General features: G+C 69.1%; 19 protein-coding genes. 2 read left to right on the top strand and 17 right to left on the bottom strand.

All coding sequences use genetic code 11. The annotated features are described in order from the left end of the window. Nucleotides 1–29 precede the first annotated feature (29 nt). The 14 genes from ACN20X_RS27215 to gspG form a co-directional block, all read right to left on the bottom strand. A complete protein-coding gene (locus ACN20X_RS27215; RefSeq protein ID WP_016448741.1) occupies nt 30–674 on the bottom strand; it encodes a glutathione S-transferase family protein in 645 nt (214 codons plus the stop codon). Between the two features lie 88 nt (nt 675–762). Next, entirely contained in the window at nt 763–1,452 is a 690-nt protein-coding gene (locus tag ACN20X_RS27210; protein ID WP_016448740.1) for a helix-turn-helix transcriptional regulator, read from the bottom strand. 4 nt (nt 1,453–1,456) lie between these two features. After that, entirely contained in the window at nt 1,457–2,458 is a 1,002-nt protein-coding gene (locus ACN20X_RS27205; RefSeq protein WP_473210070.1) for an LLM class flavin-dependent oxidoreductase, read from the bottom strand. Nucleotides 2,459–2,543: 85 nt separating this feature from the next. Continuing rightward, nucleotides 2,544–2,828, bottom strand: a complete 285-nt coding sequence (locus ACN20X_RS27200) for a hypothetical protein (RefSeq protein WP_223275171.1) — start codon at nt 2,826–2,828, stop codon at nt 2,544–2,546. A 63-nt stretch (nt 2,829–2,891) separates the two neighbouring features. Beyond that, entirely contained in the window at nt 2,892–4,253 is a 1,362-nt protein-coding gene (locus ACN20X_RS27195; RefSeq protein WP_473210069.1) for a GspE/PulE family protein, read from the bottom strand. A gap of 14 nt (nt 4,254–4,267) precedes the next feature. Then, the gene (gspD, locus tag ACN20X_RS27190; RefSeq protein WP_126310979.1) at nt 4,268–6,637 is read right to left on the bottom strand and encodes a type II secretion system secretin GspD; all 2,370 of its coding nucleotides are present in this window, start codon (nt 6,635–6,637) and stop codon (nt 4,268–4,270) included. Between the two features lie 3 nt (nt 6,638–6,640). Further along, nucleotides 6,641–7,444 (bottom strand): type II secretion system protein N, encoded by an 804-nt coding sequence (gene gspN, locus ACN20X_RS27185; protein WP_016450868.1) that lies wholly within the window; start codon nt 7,442–7,444, stop codon nt 6,641–6,643. Between the two features lie 2 nt (nt 7,445–7,446). Beyond that, nucleotides 7,447–7,989 carry a type II secretion system protein GspM gene (gene gspM / locus ACN20X_RS27180; RefSeq protein ID WP_016448735.1) on the bottom strand — a complete coding sequence of 181 codons (543 nt, stop codon included), beginning with the start codon at nt 7,987–7,989 and terminating at the stop codon, nt 7,447–7,449. Further along, nucleotides 7,986–9,230, bottom strand: coding sequence for a type II secretion system protein GspL (gene gspL / locus ACN20X_RS27175; protein WP_043790034.1), 1,245 nt, complete (start codon nt 9,228–9,230; stop codon nt 7,986–7,988). The genes gspM and gspL overlap by 4 nt, the downstream gene beginning before the upstream one ends. A gap of 44 nt (nt 9,231–9,274) precedes the next feature. Then, entirely contained in the window at nt 9,275–10,252 is a 978-nt protein-coding gene (gene gspK, locus ACN20X_RS27170) for a type II secretion system minor pseudopilin GspK (protein ID WP_016450870.1), read from the bottom strand. Continuing rightward, entirely contained in the window at nt 10,249–10,956 is a 708-nt protein-coding gene (locus tag ACN20X_RS27165) for a prepilin-type N-terminal cleavage/methylation domain-containing protein (protein WP_047218869.1), read from the bottom strand. Before ACN20X_RS27165 ends, gspK begins: the two co-directional genes overlap by 4 nt. Continuing rightward, entirely contained in the window at nt 10,957–11,355 is a 399-nt protein-coding gene (gene gspI, locus ACN20X_RS27160) for a type II secretion system minor pseudopilin GspI (protein ID WP_016448731.1), read from the bottom strand. Further along, nucleotides 11,352–11,807: a GspH/FimT family pseudopilin gene (locus ACN20X_RS27155; protein ID WP_047326421.1), complete on the bottom strand. Its 456-nt coding sequence runs from the start codon at nt 11,805–11,807 to the stop codon at nt 11,352–11,354. The genes gspI and ACN20X_RS27155 overlap by 4 nt, the downstream gene beginning before the upstream one ends. 82 nt (nt 11,808–11,889) lie before the next feature. Beyond that, nucleotides 11,890–12,366, bottom strand: coding sequence for a type II secretion system major pseudopilin GspG (gspG, locus tag ACN20X_RS27150; protein ID WP_016448729.1), 477 nt, complete (start codon nt 12,364–12,366; stop codon nt 11,890–11,892). A 22-nt stretch (nt 12,367–12,388) separates the two neighbouring features. On the opposite strand from gspG, the gene ACN20X_RS27145 reads away from it, so the two are divergent. Beyond that, entirely contained in the window at nt 12,389–12,862 is a 474-nt protein-coding gene (locus ACN20X_RS27145) for a type II secretion system protein N (RefSeq protein ID WP_016448728.1), read from the top strand. Nucleotides 12,863–12,868: 6 nt separating this feature from the next. Here the strand turns inward: ACN20X_RS27145 and ACN20X_RS27140 are convergent, their stop codons facing one another. Genes ACN20X_RS27140 through ilvA form a run of 3 tightly spaced genes read right to left on the bottom strand, consistent with a single transcriptional unit; the run spans nt 12,869 to nt 15,847 of the window. Further along, the gene (locus ACN20X_RS27140; protein WP_313279978.1) at nt 12,869–13,462 is read right to left on the bottom strand and encodes a histidine phosphatase family protein; all 594 of its coding nucleotides are present in this window, start codon (nt 13,460–13,462) and stop codon (nt 12,869–12,871) included. Further along, entirely contained in the window at nt 13,459–14,271 is an 813-nt protein-coding gene (locus ACN20X_RS27135; protein WP_473210068.1) for an adenosylcobinamide-GDP ribazoletransferase, read from the bottom strand. Before ACN20X_RS27135 ends, ACN20X_RS27140 begins: the two co-directional genes overlap by 4 nt. A gap of 22 nt (nt 14,272–14,293) precedes the next feature. Continuing rightward, nucleotides 14,294–15,847 (bottom strand): threonine ammonia-lyase, biosynthetic, encoded by a 1,554-nt coding sequence (gene ilvA, locus ACN20X_RS27130; RefSeq protein ID WP_017404585.1) that lies wholly within the window; start codon nt 15,845–15,847, stop codon nt 14,294–14,296. Nucleotides 15,848–16,213: 366 nt separating this feature from the next. On the opposite strand from ilvA, the gene ACN20X_RS27125 reads away from it, so the two are divergent. After that, a complete protein-coding gene (locus ACN20X_RS27125) occupies nt 16,214–16,666 on the top strand; it encodes an OsmC family protein (protein ID WP_126310976.1) in 453 nt (150 codons plus the stop codon). Nucleotides 16,667–16,692: the final 26 nt, after the last annotated feature.

The following is a 16,692-nucleotide window of genomic DNA, read 5'->3' as shown; positions in this document are numbered from 1 at the left end:
CGGGCCTCGCCCCCAGGTCCCGGAGGTGCCTATGCCGGCTGGGCGGCCAGGTCCGCTTCGTTGAGCTGGATGGAGCGCAGCGAGGCCGGGCGTTCCATCAGCGGCTGGCCGTAGTCGCTGAACTCGGGCAGCGCGGGCAGCAGCTTCATCATCGTCCCCCAGCGCAGGTAGCTGGCCATGAGCACGTCGGCGGCGGTGAACTGGTCGCCGCACAGGTAGCGCCTGCCGGCCACGGCCTGGCGCAGCGTCTGCACCACGTCGTCATAGCGGCCATAGCCGGCGGACATGGCCTGGTCGGCCGTCTGCTGCTCCAGGTGGCCCTGGCTCTTGGCTGTCATCAACGCGTCGACAGGGCCGGCCAGGAAGAACATCCAGCGGTGGTAGACGCCGCGCAGCGGGCTGTCCACGGCCGGCGCGAGCCTTCGTTCGGGGAAGATGTCGGCCAGATAGGCAAGGATGGCGGCCTGTTCGGTGATCACGGTCTCGCCATGCACCAGGGCGGGGACCTTGCCCATGGGGTTGATGGCCAGGTAGTCGGCAGCCTTCATGGTGCTGCCGAATTCCAGCCGCACGGGCTCATAGCGGGCGCCGCATTCCTCCAGCATCCAGCGCGCGATGACGGCGCGCGAGCGGGGGTGGAAGTAAAAGCGCAGAGGCTTGATCGAGTCGTTCATGAAGGCTCCCAGTGGTTTGAATGCATGGCGAGAAGGCCATGGGAGCGACTGTAGGAGGCTATGCTGACAGTTTTTGTCAGCAGTGGTGTCAGCGGACCGTGTAGCCCAGTTGCCGCGACCAGCGTTCGATCAGGCCGCTGCGGTGGTCGGGATAGCGTTCCTGCAGATCGGTGACGGAGCGCACGCGGTCGGCGCGGAAATGGCGGAAGTCCTGGCGCAGTTCGCACCAGGCCGCAAGAATGCGCCGCTGATCGAAGAAAGCCATGGCAAAAGGCCAGATCCGGCGCTCGGTCGGCTGGCCCTTCTCATCCGTGTAGTGCAGCAGCACCCGGTGCTGGCGCCGTATCGCCAGGCGCAGCGCGGTCTGCCAGGGCTCGGTCACGGATTCGTGGCAGATGGGCGGCACCAGCAGGCCGCTGGTGTCCACCTCGATGCGCAGCTCCAGCGGCAGCGCGCTGCGTATGCGGTCCAGCGCGGCGGTGGCGGCCTGGGCGAGCTCGGGGTCGGCCTGGCGGCTGGCCCAGCGCGCGCCCAGCAGCAGGGCTTCCAGCTCATCGGGCGTGAACATCAGCGGCGGCAGCAGAAAGCCGGGCCGCATCTCGTAGCCCACGCCCGGGTCGCCCGCAATCGCGGCACCCTGTTCGCGCAGGGTGGCGATGTCACGGTAGAGGGTGCGCAGGCTCACGTCCAGCTGCCGGGCCAGCACCGGCCCGGCCTGGGGCAGGCGCGCGCGGCGCAGCAGGTCGATCAGCTGCAGCAGCCGGGCGGAGCGGCTCATGCCTTCAGCGGCCCATGACGCCGGCCGTGATCTCCAGCGAGCGCAGGCGCAGGTCGCGGTCATACACGTCGCTGACCAGGATCAGCTCGTCGGCCTCGGTGTCGGCCTGCAGCTTCTGCAGGCGCGTGCGCACCTTGTCCGGGCCGCCGATGGAGGCCACGGCCAGGAAGTCGCCGATGGCGCGGCGCTCCTGCTCGCCGAGCTGGGCCGCGTAGTTCTCGATGGGGCGCGGCAGCAGTCCGCGCCGGCCCGTGATGATGCCCAGCACGCGCTGGTAGGTGCTGCTGGCCAGGTACTCGGCCTCGTCATCGGTGGGCGCGGCGATCACGGGGGCGCCGACGATCACATAGGGCTTGGCCAGTTGGGCCGACGGCTTGAACAGGCTGCGGTACAGCTGCACGGCCTGGTAGAGCATGCGCGGCGCGAAGTGCGAGGCAAAGGCGTAGGGCAGGCCAAGGTGGGCGGCCAGCTGGGCCGAGAACAGGCTGGAGCCCAGCAGCCAGATCGGCACGTTGGTGCCCGCGCCGGGCGTGGCCACCAGCTTTTGCTGGGGCGTGGCCGGGGCCAGCAGGCGTTGCAGCTCCATCACGTCGCGCGGGAAGTCTTCCTCGGTCTCGACGCGGTCGCGGCGCAGGGCGCGCATGGTGGCGCCATCGGTGCCGGGCGCACGGCCCAGGCCCAGATCGATGCGGCCTGGGTACAGCTCGGCCAGCGTGCCGAAGGCTTCGGCCACCACCAGCGGGGCATGGTTGGGCAGCATGATGCCGCCCGAGCCCACGCGGATCTTCGAGGTGCCGCCTGCAATGTGGCCGATCAGCACGGCCGTGGCCGAGCTGGCGATGCCGGGCATGTTGTGGTGCTCGGCCAGCCAGTAGCGCTCGAATCCCAGTGCCTCGGCCTTGCGGGCCGTGGCCAGCGCGATGTCCAGGGCCTCGGCGACGGTGCCGCCTTCGCGCACGGCCACGAGGTCGAGCATGGACAGACGGACTTCATTGAATGATGTCATGGCAGGTTCCAACTTCCAGTTCACGGTGGGTGGGGGCGGCGCGGGCCTTGCCGCGCCAGGGCATTCCTGGTGCGCGTTCGCGCACTCAGTTTCTTCTGGACATTTCCCGCGCGCAGGTGATGCCCAGCACCACGCACCAGACCAGGGGGAGGATGGCTGCCGCCAGATGGTTCTCGCCCTGCTGGATGGCCAGCCAGGACAGCGGCAGCGCCACCAGCGCCGACAGGCGGATGACGCGGCGCAGCTGGCTGGTGGACAGCCGTGACTTGAACCACCACAGGGCGATGTAGCTGATCAGGCTCAGCGTGGCGACCCACAGGAACAGGTCGCCGCCATAGGGAGCGCTCCAGGCGCGTAGGGATTCCAACATGCCGACCATTGTGGCAAACAGGGATGCCCCGTGCTGCGCAGGGTCGGGCGTGGCCGCCTGCGCCTAGTCGCGCGTGACGCGCAGCACTTCCTCGGGCGTGGTGATGCCCTCGCGCACCAGGCGCTCGCCGTCGTCGCGCATCAGGCGCATGCCCGCGGCCAGCGCGGTGTCGCGGATCTCGGCCTCGCTGGCCTGGCGGTGGATCTGCGCGCGGATGGTGTCGTCCACCACCAGCATCTCGAAGATGCCGGTGCGCCCCCGGTAGCCGCTGGGCTCGGTGGTGTCGATCTTGCGCACCAGGCGCTGGGCCAGCACACCCAGCAGGGAGGACGACAGCAGGAAGGGTTCCACCCCCATGTCGATCAGGCGCGTGACGGCGCTGGAGGCATCGTTGGTGTGCAGCGTGGCCAGCACCAGGTGGCCGGTCAGCGAGGCCTGGATGGCGATCTGCGCGGTCTCGAAGTCGCGGATTTCGCCGATCATGATCACATCCGGGTCCTGGCGCAGGAGGGCGCGCAGGGCCTTGGCGAAGGTCAGGTCGATCTTGGCGTTGACCTGGGTCTGCCCCACGCCGGCCAGCTCGTACTCGATGGGGTCCTCCACCGTCATGATGTTGCTGTGGCTGGCGTCCATGCGCGACAGTGCCGCATACAGCGTGGTGGTCTTGCCCGAGCCCGTGGGGCCGGTGACCAGCACGATGCCGTGCGGCTGGGCCGTCAGGTGGGTGAATCGCCTCAGCGTCTCGCCCTGCATGCCCACGGCCTCCAGGCTGAGCTTGCTCTCGCTCTTGTCCAGCAGGCGCAGCACGGCGCGCTCGCCGTGGGCGCTGGGCAGGGTGGAGACGCGCACGTCGATGGCGCGCGTGCCCAGGCGCAGGCTGATGCGGCCGTCCTGGGGCAGGCGCTTTTCGGCGATGTCCAGGTCGGCCATGATCTTCAGTCGCGAGATCAGCGCTGCATGCAGTGCGCGGTTGGGCTGCACGACTTCGCGCAGGCCGCCGTCCACGCGAAAGCGCACGCTGGAGTGGCGCTCGTAGGGCTCGATGTGGATGTCGCTGGCGCCGTCGCGCGCGGCCTGCGTGAGCAGGGCGTTGAGCATGCGGATGATGGGCGCGTCGTCGGCCGTCTCCAGCAGGTCCTCGACCGCAGGCAGCTCCTGCATCATGCGCGAGAGGTCGGCGTCGGACTCGACCTCGCTGACCACCAGGGCCGCGCTGGACTCGCCCTGCGAATAGGCGGCGCTGATGCGGTGGGCCAGCGTGCCCGCGTCCAGCATCTGCCAGCGCTGCACCGCATGCCTGCGCTGGACTTCGGACAGGGCCTGCCAGTCGGGCGAGGGGCCGTGCCAGAGCAGGGGCTCGTGGCCGTCGTCCTCGATCAGCAGCTGGCTGGTGCGCGCAAACGCATAGGGCAGGGGATAGCGCATGGGGCCTTCCTGCCTCAGAGCGCGCCGGGAGCGGCCGGCACGGGGGCGGGCGCGGCGGGCTGCGGCTGGGTGAAGTCGATCAGCTCGGGCCTGGCGCCCGGCACGTTGACGATGGCGGCCGGGTTGGTGAACGAGCCGGGGTCCGGCTGCGGCGTCAGCGTGGGCAGCACGGGCGCGGCATTGACCGAGCGCAGCAGGGCGCTGGGCTCGGGCTGCAGGCTCTGTTGCTGCGCGCGGATGGCTTCGTAGCGCTCGGAAGAGACCTGGTTGGTCGCAGTCGCATCGCGCATCACCACGGGGCGCAGGAAGACCATCAAATTGGTCTTGTTGCGCTTGCGGTTGGTGTTGCGGAACAGGTTGCCCACGACGGGAATGTCGCCCAGCAGAGGCACCCGGTCCTCGGCCTGGGAGTAGTTGTCGTCGATCAGGCCGCCGAGCACGACGATGTTGCCGTCCTCGACCAGCACGTTGGACTCGATGGAGCGCTTGTTGGTGGTCAGGCCGTTGGTGTCCTTGCGCGTGGACTCGTCCACCGAGGAGACTTCCTGGAACACGGCCAGCTTCACCGTGCCGTTCTCGTTGATCTGCGGGCGCACGCGCAGCATCAGGCCCACGTCCTTGCGCTCCACGGTGGTGAAGGGGTTGACCGTGCCGCCCGTGGAGTTGCTGGCGTACGAGCCCGTGACCATGGGCACGTTCTGGCCCACGATGATGCGCGCCTCCTCGTTGTCCAGCGTCATCAGGTTGGGCGTGGACAGGATGTTGGCGTCACCGCTGTTTTGCAGGAAGTTGGCCAGAAAGCCCAGCGTGTCCTTGCCGTTGACGCGCTGCGTGAAGCCGAGGTTGGTGCCTCTCAGGCTGGACAACGTGTCTCCCGTGATGGCGCTGCCGTCCAGGCCTCCATCCTTGACCAGGCCGAGCAGGTTCAGGATGTTGGCGCCCGCCACATTGGAGTTCGTGCCCAGGGTGCCGATCACGCGGCCGTTGTTGCTGAGCATGGCCTGCCACTGGATGCCGAACTGGGCCAGCCGGTTGTCCTTGATTTCGACGATCAGGCTTTCGATCAGCACCTGGGCGCGGCGGCCGTCGAGCTTGTCGATCACGGCGCGCAGTTGGCGGTAGACGGGCGGCGGTGCCGTGATGATCAGCGAGTTGGTCGAAGGATCGGCCTGGATCATGCCGCCCGTGGAGGGCTGCTGGGCCACGCCCAGCGCGCCGCCCCCGCCGCCGCTGCCCAGGCCCGAGGACGAGCCCATGCCCATGGATGCCGTGCCGCTGGAGTCGCGCGATACCACGGGCTGCGATGTGGGGATGGAGGACATGCCGCCGCCCTGCGGCAGGGTGCCGCCCGCACCGGGCTGGCCGCTGGCCGTGCCGGCGGCCGTGGCCTGGGCGCCGATGGCGGCGCGCAAGGTGGCGGCCAGCGCCACGGCGTCGGCGTTCTTGAGATAGACCACGTGGATGTTGCCCTGGTCGCCGCCGCCGTTCATGGCGGGCTGGTCCAGCCGCGCGATCAGCGAGCGCACCTGGGCCAGGCGTGCCGGGTTGGCCGCGCGCAGCACGATGGAGTTGCTGCGCGGCTCGGCCATCAGCGAGGTCTTGAAGGCGTTGTCGCTCTGGCCCGGAATATTGGCGCCGCCTGCGGTCACGGTGAGGCCGCCGGGGCTGGCCGTGCCGCCTTCGATCAGGCGCGAGACCAGGGCCACCATGTCGGTGGCCACGGCATGGCGCAGCGGGATGATTTCGACATCGGTGGCGTTGGACACATCCATGGTCGCCACGATGCGCGAGATGCGCTGCAGGTTGTCAGCGTAGTCGGTGATGACCAGCGAGTTGTTGCCCGGGTTGACGTTGATGGTGTTGTTGGGGCTGATCAGGGGGCGCAGCACGGGCACCAGGTTGGCCGCGTTCTCGTAGTTGAGCTTGAAGATCTGGGTGACGATCTGGCTGCCCGCGCTGCTGCGGCTCGCGCCCACGGCCACTTCGCTGGCCTGCAGCTTGGCGTCGGCCTCGGGGATGACCTTGTACAGCCCGGCCGATTCGACGATGGTGAAGCCCTGCAGGCGCAACGCGGCCAGGAACTGCTGGTAGGCGGTGGCGGGCGGCACGGGCTTGTCGGTCAGCAGCGTGATCTGGCCCTTGACGCGGGGGTCGACCACCACGTTGCGGTTGGTGATGGCGCCGATGGCACGCGAGACGGCCTCGATGTCGGCACCCGAGAAATTCAGCGTCACAGGCTCGCCCGGACGCAGGCTGGGCGTGGCGCCGGCCGGTGCATTGGTCTGCTGGGCCTGGGCGGTGCCAGCGGTGCAGGCCAGCATGGCGCTGACGGCCAGCGTGTGCAGGGTGTTGCGCCAGAACGGGGTCGTGTGCTGCTGAGTCATGGATCAACCAAAGGAAATGATGGACCGGGGCCCCTGGCGCCGTCCCAGAATGTTGAGCAAGTTGGACAGCGCGGTTTCGCGCTCGGGGCTGGCCGAGGCCTCGCCCTGGAAGTGCAGCCGCTGGCCTACCCATTGGCCCTGGCCGCTCAGGCGCAGGTCGCCGGTCAGGGTACTGAGCTGCAGCTGCGGACTGTCGCCCCCGAGGATGTCGAGCCGGTAGCTGCCCAGCGGGCGCAGAGGGGACAGCCGCGAGGATACGGCCAGCGCCTCCAGCCGCGTGCTGCCGTCGCTGCGCCAGCGCCCCGATTGCCACAGCAATTGCAGTTGCAGGGCCTGCGTGGCCAGCCGCAGCTGGCCTTGCAGGTCCACCGTGTTCCAGGGCGTGCCCAGGCCGGACAGCAGCGAGGCAGGCCAGCGCGTGTCGCTGTCGTGCACCACGGCGCTCAGGCCCTGCCAGCGCGGCAGCAGGTCCAGCACCACGGGCGTGGGTGTGCAGCATTCGCTGCGCAGCTGAATGCGGGCGCCGTCCAGGCGCGGGCGCAGCGTCCATTCCAGCCGCGTGGGCAGGGCCGTGCGGTCGCGGCTGCCGGCGCCTCCGGTGAAGGCCAGGGAGGCCGAGCCGTTCCACAGCGTGCCGCGCGGTTGCAGCAGCAGTACCTGGCCCTGTGTGGCGGAATCCACGCCGCGTGCCAGCCAGGCGGCGGGTGCCCAGACGACGGTGGTGGCCACCAGGCCGCACAGGGCGCCTGCCAGCGCCCACCCGCGCGGTGAGCGCAGGACAGGCTGGGAGCGGGGCTGGCGGCGCATGCTCAAGGTGCCCGCGACGGATCGACAGGCAGGTCCAGCACCAGGCTGCCATCCCAGCGCACGGCATCGGCAGCGCCTGCGGCGCTTGCAGAAGCACTGCGGGCCAGCTTCATCTCGGCGGGAACGGCGTGCGTGTTGCTGCGGACCTGGGCCAGCCAGCGCGCCAGCGCGGCGGCGGGCGCGGCCTTGAGCGTGATCTGTGCGCGGTCGCCCATCCAGTTCAATTGGGCAGAGGCGCCCAGTTCGGCGGACAGCGAGCTTTGCAGCAGCGCCTTGGCATCGCCGACCACGGGGCGTGCGTTGCTGCGCAGCTGCTCGGCCTCGGCCTGCAGCAGCTGCATCTGGCGCAACTGGCGGTCTGCCTGGGCATGGCGTTCGGGCGCGGTGCGCAGGCTGTGCAGGGCGGGGGCCAGGGCCAGCCACCACAGCAGGGCCAGTGCCACCACGCCACCGGCCAGCAGCGTCATGTTCTGTTCACGCGGCGCCAGGGCATTCCAGCGCGCGCGCAGTGGGGCCAGGCTTTGGCGGGATGCGCGCATGTTCATGGCCGGGCCTCCTGGGCAAGCAGCAGGTCGGCACCGTCGCGCTGCAGTCGCAGGCCGCTGCCGGCCAGATGTTGTTGTGCCTGCTCCAGTGCCTCGGCCTCCAGCGAGACGCCCTTGAGGCGCAGCTGACGGTCCTGGTAGTCCATGGCCTGCGGCAACTGGCCGGCAGGCAGGGCCCGGGATGCGGCGGCCAGCAGGGGTTCCAGGTCGCCCTGCGTCAGCGCGCCGGCGCTCTGGCGCAGCGTGGCGACTTCGCGCTGCATTTGAACGGGCGCATCGACGATGACGGGAACGCGCGGAAAGCTGGTGGCCAGCGTGGAGCGCACCTGGACCTGCTTGGCCGCGATGGCGCGGTTTTCGGTCCAGGCCCAGGCATTGAGGCCCACCACCTGGGCCAGCAGTGCGAGCGCGGCACCCCAGCGCGCGGCCTTCCATTGCGGCGCGCGCAGAAAGCTCTGCCAACCGTCGAGCATGCGCCGGCGGGTGCGGCTGCCGCCGCCCAGGTCGAGGTCGAACTGGGCCAGGTCCCAGTTTTGTGCGCGGGCCGCCAGGCCGCGCTGGGCGTCCGTCAGCAGGCTGACGGGGCGCTGCAGGGCCTCGGCGGCGCGGGCCAGCGCCGGGTCCGCCTGGATCGGGGTGTCGGGGGGCAGGGCCTGCAGCAGGGCGGCCAGCATGGCGGGGTCGGCACTGTCGGTGCGCAGCGGCAGGCAGGCCAGCGAGTCCATGCCTTGCGGGGCCGTGCTCAGGCCGGTGGCCAGCAGCCAGGCCGATTCAGGCGTGCCCACGGCCCACAGCTGGGGCGTGGACTGGGGCGGGCATTCGGGCACGATGCGGCCCACGGGCCGGCCTGCGGACTCCAGGGCCTGCAGATGGGCATGGAGCCAGGCCTTGTCGCAGGCGGCAACCCAGCAGGGCTCGCCCGCGCGTGCCTGAGGCTGCAGCGCCAGATGCAGTTGGGAGGGGTCGTCGAGCAGGCGCTCTTCCAGCAGCCCGTCGAGCACGGCACGCAGGCGCACATGTCCACGCCGGCTCCCCGTAGGCACGCCATGGGGGAGGCTGACCAGATGCCAGGACAAGGCCTGGTGCGGCACCACGGCAACCGTCTGGCCGGTGCGGCCAGGATCGGGCAGCAGGCCTGCTGCGGCGTGGCCATGCCGGTCGGCGCGCAGGCCGTCGCTGCTGAGTGCGTAGGCGTATTCGCCAGCGGGGCCCGCAGGCAGATGAAGAATCAAGGTGCTCATGGACGGAAGCGGGCATTGTAGGGGCCGAGTGTGACAGGCATCTGTCACGGCGCGGGAGCTTCGGGCAATCCCCAGTCCCCCCTCTCGCGCCAGATGGTAGTGACTGTCATGTTGTTGCGCCGCAACATGGAGCGTTCGCTGGCCACGATCTCGCCCAGGCGCATGCGGCCACGCGCCTCGAAGAAGCTGGTGGCGACCGACAGGTTCTGTCCCTCGAATTTCTGAGGCAGGCCCAGCGCGTTGGAGGCATCGGCCAGGCTGCGCAGCGGGCGCGATGCGCGCAGCTGCACCAGCTGGCTGGCCTGGGACCAGGTCAGGTCCTCCACGCTGGCCCAGATGACTTCGGCGCTGGCGGTGTTGAGGTTGACGGGCGTGTTCTCGGGCAGCAGGGTGATGTAGGGCTCCAGGCGCGAGACGACCTCGGGCGGCAATCCCAGCCAGCCGAACTGGCTCAGCGTGCGCGGCATCAGGAACTGCGCGCCCTCGCCGGCGGTGGCCGCTGCGCGCAGGGCCTGGACGATCTGGGCGGCATAGGCAGGGGGCAGGTTCAGGCGTTCCAGCAGGCGTGCCAGCGGGCGCAGGGTTTCGGGCTTGTCGGGCGCGCCCAGCAGGTTGCGCAGGTTCAGGCGCGACTGCAGGTCGATGATCTGGCCCGAGAGAAAGGCGTCCTGCATGTCTGCCATGCCGTCATCGACCTGGCTGACGTTGTTCTGCGCCGCCAGGAAGGTGGACAGGCGCGCCTCCTGCAGCGGCACGGCCCAGGGTTCGGCCAGGTGGTCCACCTGCAGGCTGGTGCGCGCATCCTCGGCCAGCACCACGCGCGACCAGTCCAGCGCACCCAGCAAAATCCAGGCGGCCTGCATGCGGTTGCGCTCGGCGGTCTCGACCTCCACGCTGCGCCACTGCTGCCACAGTGCGGTGGCAGCAAAGGTGGCGACCAGCGTGACCGTGAGCATGGCGGCCAGCAGGGCCACGCCGCGATGGCGGCGGCGGACGGGCAGGGTGCGGGGTGCGCGCATCATGATCGGCTGTTGGATCGCAGGGGGTTGACCCAGTCCATGGTGACGCGGCCGGGGACGGCGCTGTCGGGCGGCAGGGTCAGTTCGACGCGTATGCCGTCAGGAATCGCGGGCAGCTGTGCGCTGCTGTTGGTGCCGCCGGATGGTGGATTGGGCGTGCCCGTGCCGTTGTCCGAGCCGCTGGACTGCGGGTTGCTCCAGGCGTTGTCACGGTAGTAGTACAGGCGCCATTGGTCCAGGGGCAGCAGCACGGTTTCGCGGCGGCGCTGGTCGTCCGAAGGATTGCGTCCCCATTGCGCCCCCTGGTTCCAGGCCTCGCGCCACTGGGCGCGCGTGCGCAGCGGTGGCGACTGCCAGCGCAGCCACTGGTCGCGTCCGGCTGTCTGGCGGCGGGCCCAGGCCACGACCACGGCGCCATCGTCCACGGCGGCACTGCTCTTGCGGGTCATGCGCAGCACCTGGCCATCCCAGTCGATGACCTGGGCGTGCTCCAGCGGCATCAGTGCTTCGAGGTCGGCATTCCACTGGGCGATCACGGTCTGCAGCACGATCTGCTGCTCGTTGCGCGCGCGAATGGTCTCCTGCGAGCGCACCATGCTGTCCAGTCCGCGCCAGCTCACCAGGGCCAGCAGGGCCATGACGGCGATGGCCACCATCAGCTCCACCAGGGTGAAGCCTTGCGTGCGGGAGAAAGTGCGCAAACGCATCTAGAAGCGGCCCACGATGGTCGATACCCGCAGCACCGGATGCTCGGCCGTGACGACCAGGGCATCCACGCGGCGGAAGCTGGGGTTGGGCGTGGGGCGCACGCTGAGCTGGACCTGCAGCTGCCGGCTGCCCTGCTCGCAAGTGAAGCTGTTGTCGCCCACGGGCGGCATCTGGCGCGACAGGCGCAGGCGCACCAGTTCGTTTTGCGCGCACAGCTGGGCCAGCAGCACCTCGGACTGGCGCTCGGCATTGCGAGTCAGAGCCGATGTGGCCTGCAGGCCTGCCATCAGGGCAATGCCCACGATGCCCAGGGCCACCAGGACCTCGATCAGCGTGAAGCCGTGCGGCAGGCGCCTTGGCGCGCCGTGCCTGCGGCGTGGTCCGTGGATGCCTGTCATGGCAGGGATTGCACGGCAAAGGGCCGCAGTCCATCCGTGGCCACGCGCAGCGGCGGGCTGTTGGAGTCGCGTAGCGTCAGCGTGACGGACTGGGGAGGAATCAGTGGCTCGGGGCCGAGGATCAGCGGCGTCGCCGGCTGTGCCTGCACCCCGGACTGCAGCCATTGCGAAGGCAATTGCGCGCTGGCCGGCAGGCCCTCGAAGCGAAAGCCCTGCGGCATGGGCCGCCAGCGCACGGGCACGCCGTTGGCTCGTGCCTGTGCGCGGGCCGATTCCAGCAGTGCGGCCAGGCGCTCGGCCTCGCGTTCCAGCTGGGCCTGCCCGCTGTCGCGCAGAGACAGGCTTGCGCCGGCAGCGGCAATCGCCATGATGCTGATGACCACCAGCAGTTCCAGCAGGGTGAAGCCGCGCGAAGGAATGGTCAGGGTGGGCGCAACCGTCTGGCGGGGCATGAGAGCAGGCAGGCCCGCCGGGAGTGCGGGCCTGTGGTGCGGTGCAGCGCGGCGCTTGCGGGCCATCGCCCGGGCCATCGACTTACTGCCAGCTGCCGATGTCGGCATCCTTGCCCTCTCCGCCGGCCTGGCCGTCGGCACCGAAGGACATGATGTCGATGGGGCCCTTGATGCCCGGATTCAGGTATTGGTACGGACGGCCCCAGGGATCGTTGGGCAGCTTTTCCAGGTAGGGCTTCCAGTTGTTGGGCAGCGGTCCACTCGTGGGACGGATGATCAGCGCCTGCAGGCCCTGCTCGGCCGTGGGATAGCGCTGGTTGTCGAGGCGGTAGAGCTTGAGCGCCTGGGAGATGTTGGTGATGTCGGTGCGTGCAGCCGTGACGCGGGCATCGTCGGCGCGGTCCAGCACGTTGGGCACGATCAGGGCCGCCAGCACGCCGATGATGACCAGGACCACCATCAGCTCGATCAGCGTGAAGCCGCGCTGGACGGCGGTGCGCAGGGCAGGCAGCGGACGGCGGGGAAGGCTGGTCATGGAACGGTGCAGCAAATTGGACATATCGCTCCATCATAATCGCGCGATGGTGACACTTTCATTGAACCGGGGCCAGGCCCGGACCTGGCACGTCAAGGCGGCCACATTCGTGCTCTGGCTGCTGGCGGCCGGCATCGTGGCTTTCTGGGCCATGCGCCTGGGCAATGGCGGCGCGGGGGCGCCCGTGCCACCGGCTCCCCCCGAGGCACTGCAGGTCGATGCGCCCGCGCTGGCGCAGGCCCTGGGGGGCGTGGCCGCTGCTCAGGGTGTTGCTGTGCCCGTTGCGGCGCCTGTGGTCTCGCGCTATGCGCTGGTGGGTGTGCTGGCCGGTCGCGACAGCGGCGGCGGCGCGGCGGTCATCGCCGTGGGCAACCAGCCGGCCAAGCCGTTTCGCGTGGGGCGTGCCGTGGAAGAGGGCGTGGTGCTGCAGTCGGTCTCGGGCCGCGAGGCGCGCCTGGGCCCCAGCGTCGATGGCCCCGCCTCCATCACGCTGCAGCTGTCCCTGCCCGACAAGCGCTGAGTCCGGTCAGTGCGGCGGCTGCAGTTCCAATACCAGCCAGCCGCCAAAGTCAGGCGCCGGCAGCGTCCACTGGGCCGCCTGAGGCAGGGCGTTGCCTTCACGCATCAGCCATTGCACGCAGCGTGCCACACCGGCATGGGTGATCCAGACGATGTCGCGTGCGGCGCCATCGCCCACAGAGCCCCTGCTCGCCTGCTGCAAGGCCTCATCCACCCTGCGCAGCATGGCGGCCAGGGACTCTCCCCGGCCCGGCGCGTGCCCGGCAAGGTCTGCCGCCCAGGCATCGATGGCGCTGCGGTCCAGCGCATCCCAGGGCTGGCCTTCCCAGTGGCCGAAATCCATCTCCAGCAGCCGGCCATCCGCCTGCGATGCCAGGCCGGGCCGTAGGGCCTGCAGAGCCCGGGCCAATTGGCTGCATCGGCGCAGCGGCGAATGCAGCATCCGGCAATCCGCAGGCAGCGCGATATGCAGGGCCTGCGCCGCATCGGCCGTGGCCTGGGCGTCGGCCTCCATGTCGAGCCGGCCATAGCAGATGCCGGGCTCCACCAGGGGGCGGGCATGGCGTACCAGCCAAAGGCGCGGCGTTGGGAGAGCGTTCATTGCATGCGCATCAGCACAGCGGCGGCGCCCAGCAGCATGGCCAGTTCACAGACCTGCTGGGCGGCGCCCAGGCAATCGCCCGTCATGCCGCCCAGGCGACGGCGCAGCCAGCGCACCATGGCGGCCGTGACCAGGGCGCCGGGCAGGACCAGGCCGATGACGAGCGGCAGGCCCGCCAGCCACGCCGGCAGCGCCAAAGCGGGGAGACTCCAGAGCATTGCCGTGACCAGGCCTTTGGCGCTCAACGGCCTGCCAGCCGCATGCAAGGCCTTGGAGTGGGCGGCCTGGCCCAGATAGGGCAGGCATTGCATGAGGGCCAGCGGCGCCATGCGCGACAGCACATGGATGCTGCACAGCAGCAAGGCCGCCCATTCCGCGCGAATGCCGATCAGCAGCGCGACCAGGGAGATCCTGGTCATCAGCGCCATCACCAGCGCCATGGCGCCGTAGGCTCCCAGGCGCGAATCCTTCATGATTTCCAGCGCGCGCTCGGGCGGGACAAAGCCGCCCAGGCCGTCGGCCACGTCGGCCAATCCATCCTCGTGCAAGCCGCCTGTCATCCATAGCGTGGCAATGGTGGACAGCACGGCAGCCACCAGAGGCATCCAGGGGCTGGGTGCCAGCAGCCAGCCTGCGGCCAGCAGCCACGCCGCGCCCCAGGCGCCGACCAGCCAGCCCACGCCCGGCAGATGGGCCACGCTGGCGTGCTGCATTGCCGGACTCCAGCCGGCCCAGGCCGCAAGCCGCCCGGTGACCGGAATGCGGCTGAAGAACTGCAGGGCCAGCAGGAAATGGCGTATGGGCTGCATGTCTGGACAGCCGAGGCGGGCCTTACTTCAGGAAGAGCTGGTAGGCAGGGTTGCCGGTTTCCTCGACCCAGGGGTAGCCAAGATTGCTCAGGAAGGCGTCGAATTTCTTGCCATCCTTGGCGGGCACCTGCATGCCGACCAGGATGCGGCCGTAGTCCGCACCCTGGTTGCGGTAGTGGAACAGCGAGATGTTCCAGGTCGGCGCCATCAGGCTGAGGAACTTGAACAGTGCGCCGGGGCGCTCGGGGAAGACGAAGCGCAGCAGGCGCTCTTCCTGCGCCAGCGGCGAATGGCCGCCGACCATGTGGCGCAGATGCTCCTTGGCCATGTCGTCGAAGGTCAGGTCCAGCGCCTCGAAGCCCTGCTTCTCGAAGTTCCTGGCGATCTTCTCGGACTCGCCGCGCGCTGCCGTGGTCAGGCCCACGAAGACATGGGCCTTGTTCTCGTGGCTGATGCGGTAGTTGAACTCGGTCACGTTGCGCGGGCCGCCAGGCAGCTTGCCCACGACTTCGCAAAAGCGCTTGAAGCTGCCGCGTTCCTCGGGGATGGTCACGGCAAAAAGCGCCTCGCGCTCCTCGCCCACCTCGGCACGCTCGGCCACGAAGCGCAGCCGGTCGAAGTTCATGTTGGCGCCGCACAGGATGGCGGCATAGGTCTCGCCCCTGGTCTTGTTCTTCGCGACGTACTGCTTGATCGCCGCCACGGCCAGGGCGCCGGACGGCTCGACGATGGAGCGCGTGTCCACGAAGATGTCCTTGATCGCGGCGCAGACGGCATCGGTATCGACCACCACGTAGTCGTCCACCAGGCCCTGGGCGATGCGGAAGGTCTCCTCGCCCACCAGCTTGACGGCCGTGCCGTCGGCGAACAGGCCCACATCGGCCAGCTCCACGCGGTGGCCGGCGCGCACGGACTGCAGCATGGCGTCCGAATCCTTGGTGTGCACGCCGATCACCTTCACGTCGGGGCGCACGGCCTTGATGTAGTTGGCCACGCCCGAGATCAGGCCGCCGCCGCCAATGGCGACAAATACGGCATCCAGGCGCGGGCTGCCCAGCTTTTGCAGCTGGCTCAGCATTTCCATGGCAATCGTGCCCTGGCCGGCGATCACATAGGGATCGTCGAAGGGGTGCACAAAGGTCAGGCCCTTTTCCTTTTGCAGCCTGACGGCGTGCTTGTAGGCGTCGGAATAGCTTTCCCCGGCCAGTTCCACCTCGCCGCCCAGCGCCTGTACCGCATCGATCTTGACCTGCGGCGTGGTGGTGGGCATCACGATCACGGCGCGGCAACCGAGCTTGCGTGCGCCCAGCGCCACGCCTTGCGCATGGTTGCCGGCCGAGGCGCAGATCACGCCCTTTTCCAGCTGCTCGGCGGACAGGTGTGCCATCTTGTTGTAGGCGCCTCGCAGCTTGAAACTGAACACCGGCTGCTGGTCCTCGCGCTTGAGCAGCACCTTGTTGTGCAGGCGGCGGCTCAGCGCCTTGGCGGGCTCCAGGTCCGACTCCACGGCCACGTCGTACACGCGCGCGGTAAGGATCTTGGTCAGGTAGTCGGCAGGGGTCAGGGGGTGGTTCATCGTCGGCGAAAGGCTGGAGAGCAGCAGGCCGGGAGGCGGCCCGTCGGTGTCAGGCGGCCATCATAGGCGCTTGTGACTCATGCTGCAGTGCAGCGTCCAGGCTGGGCCAGGGACGACAAAGGCAAAAAAAAGCCCCAGGCTGTAAAGCCGGGGGCTGAATCCACCAATAGAGGAGGTGGAGGAGACAACTGGTGTGATGCAGGGTGAAGTTGGTTCACAATCTGCAGTCCATCTGGAGGGGTGTCCGGGTTAACCCTTCAGATAACGCTTGGGTGCATTGTATGCACGGCAGGTGCTGCGTTGCAACAAAATCAGGGTTTTTGTGTAGTTGATGCAAAATAGCAACAGTTTTTTGAGGACGCAACAATGGAATGCACAGTGAGTTGGACAGGCGGCACGACCGGCATGCGCTCGGGCATGGGCTTCGTGGCGGAAACGGGCAGCGGCCATGTGGTCAATATGGACGGGGCGCCGGATGCGGCCAATCCTGCCAATGGAGGCCAGAACCAGGCACCCCGCCCCATGGAAATGCTGCTGGCAGGCGCAGGCGGCTGCACGGCCTACGACGTGGTGCTGATCCTCAAGCGCGGCAGGCACGCGGTCAAAGGCTGCAGCGTCAAGCTCACTTCGGAGCGCGCGGACAACGACCCCAAGGTGTTCACCAAGATCCACATGCAGTTCACCGTCAGCGGCACCGGCCTGCCAGCGGGCGCGGTGGAGCGGGCCATTGCCATGAGCCACGACAAATACTGCTCGGCCACCATCATGCTGGGCAAGACGGCCGAGATCACCACGGGGTTCGACATCGTCGAGGCCTGATGTGTCTGGGGGCTTGGGTCCGTGCC

The organism is Delftia sp. PX-1, assembly GCF_055797465.1.
Note: the sequence above shows the minus strand (reverse complement) of the source record. Positions and strands in the feature narration are given on the sequence as shown.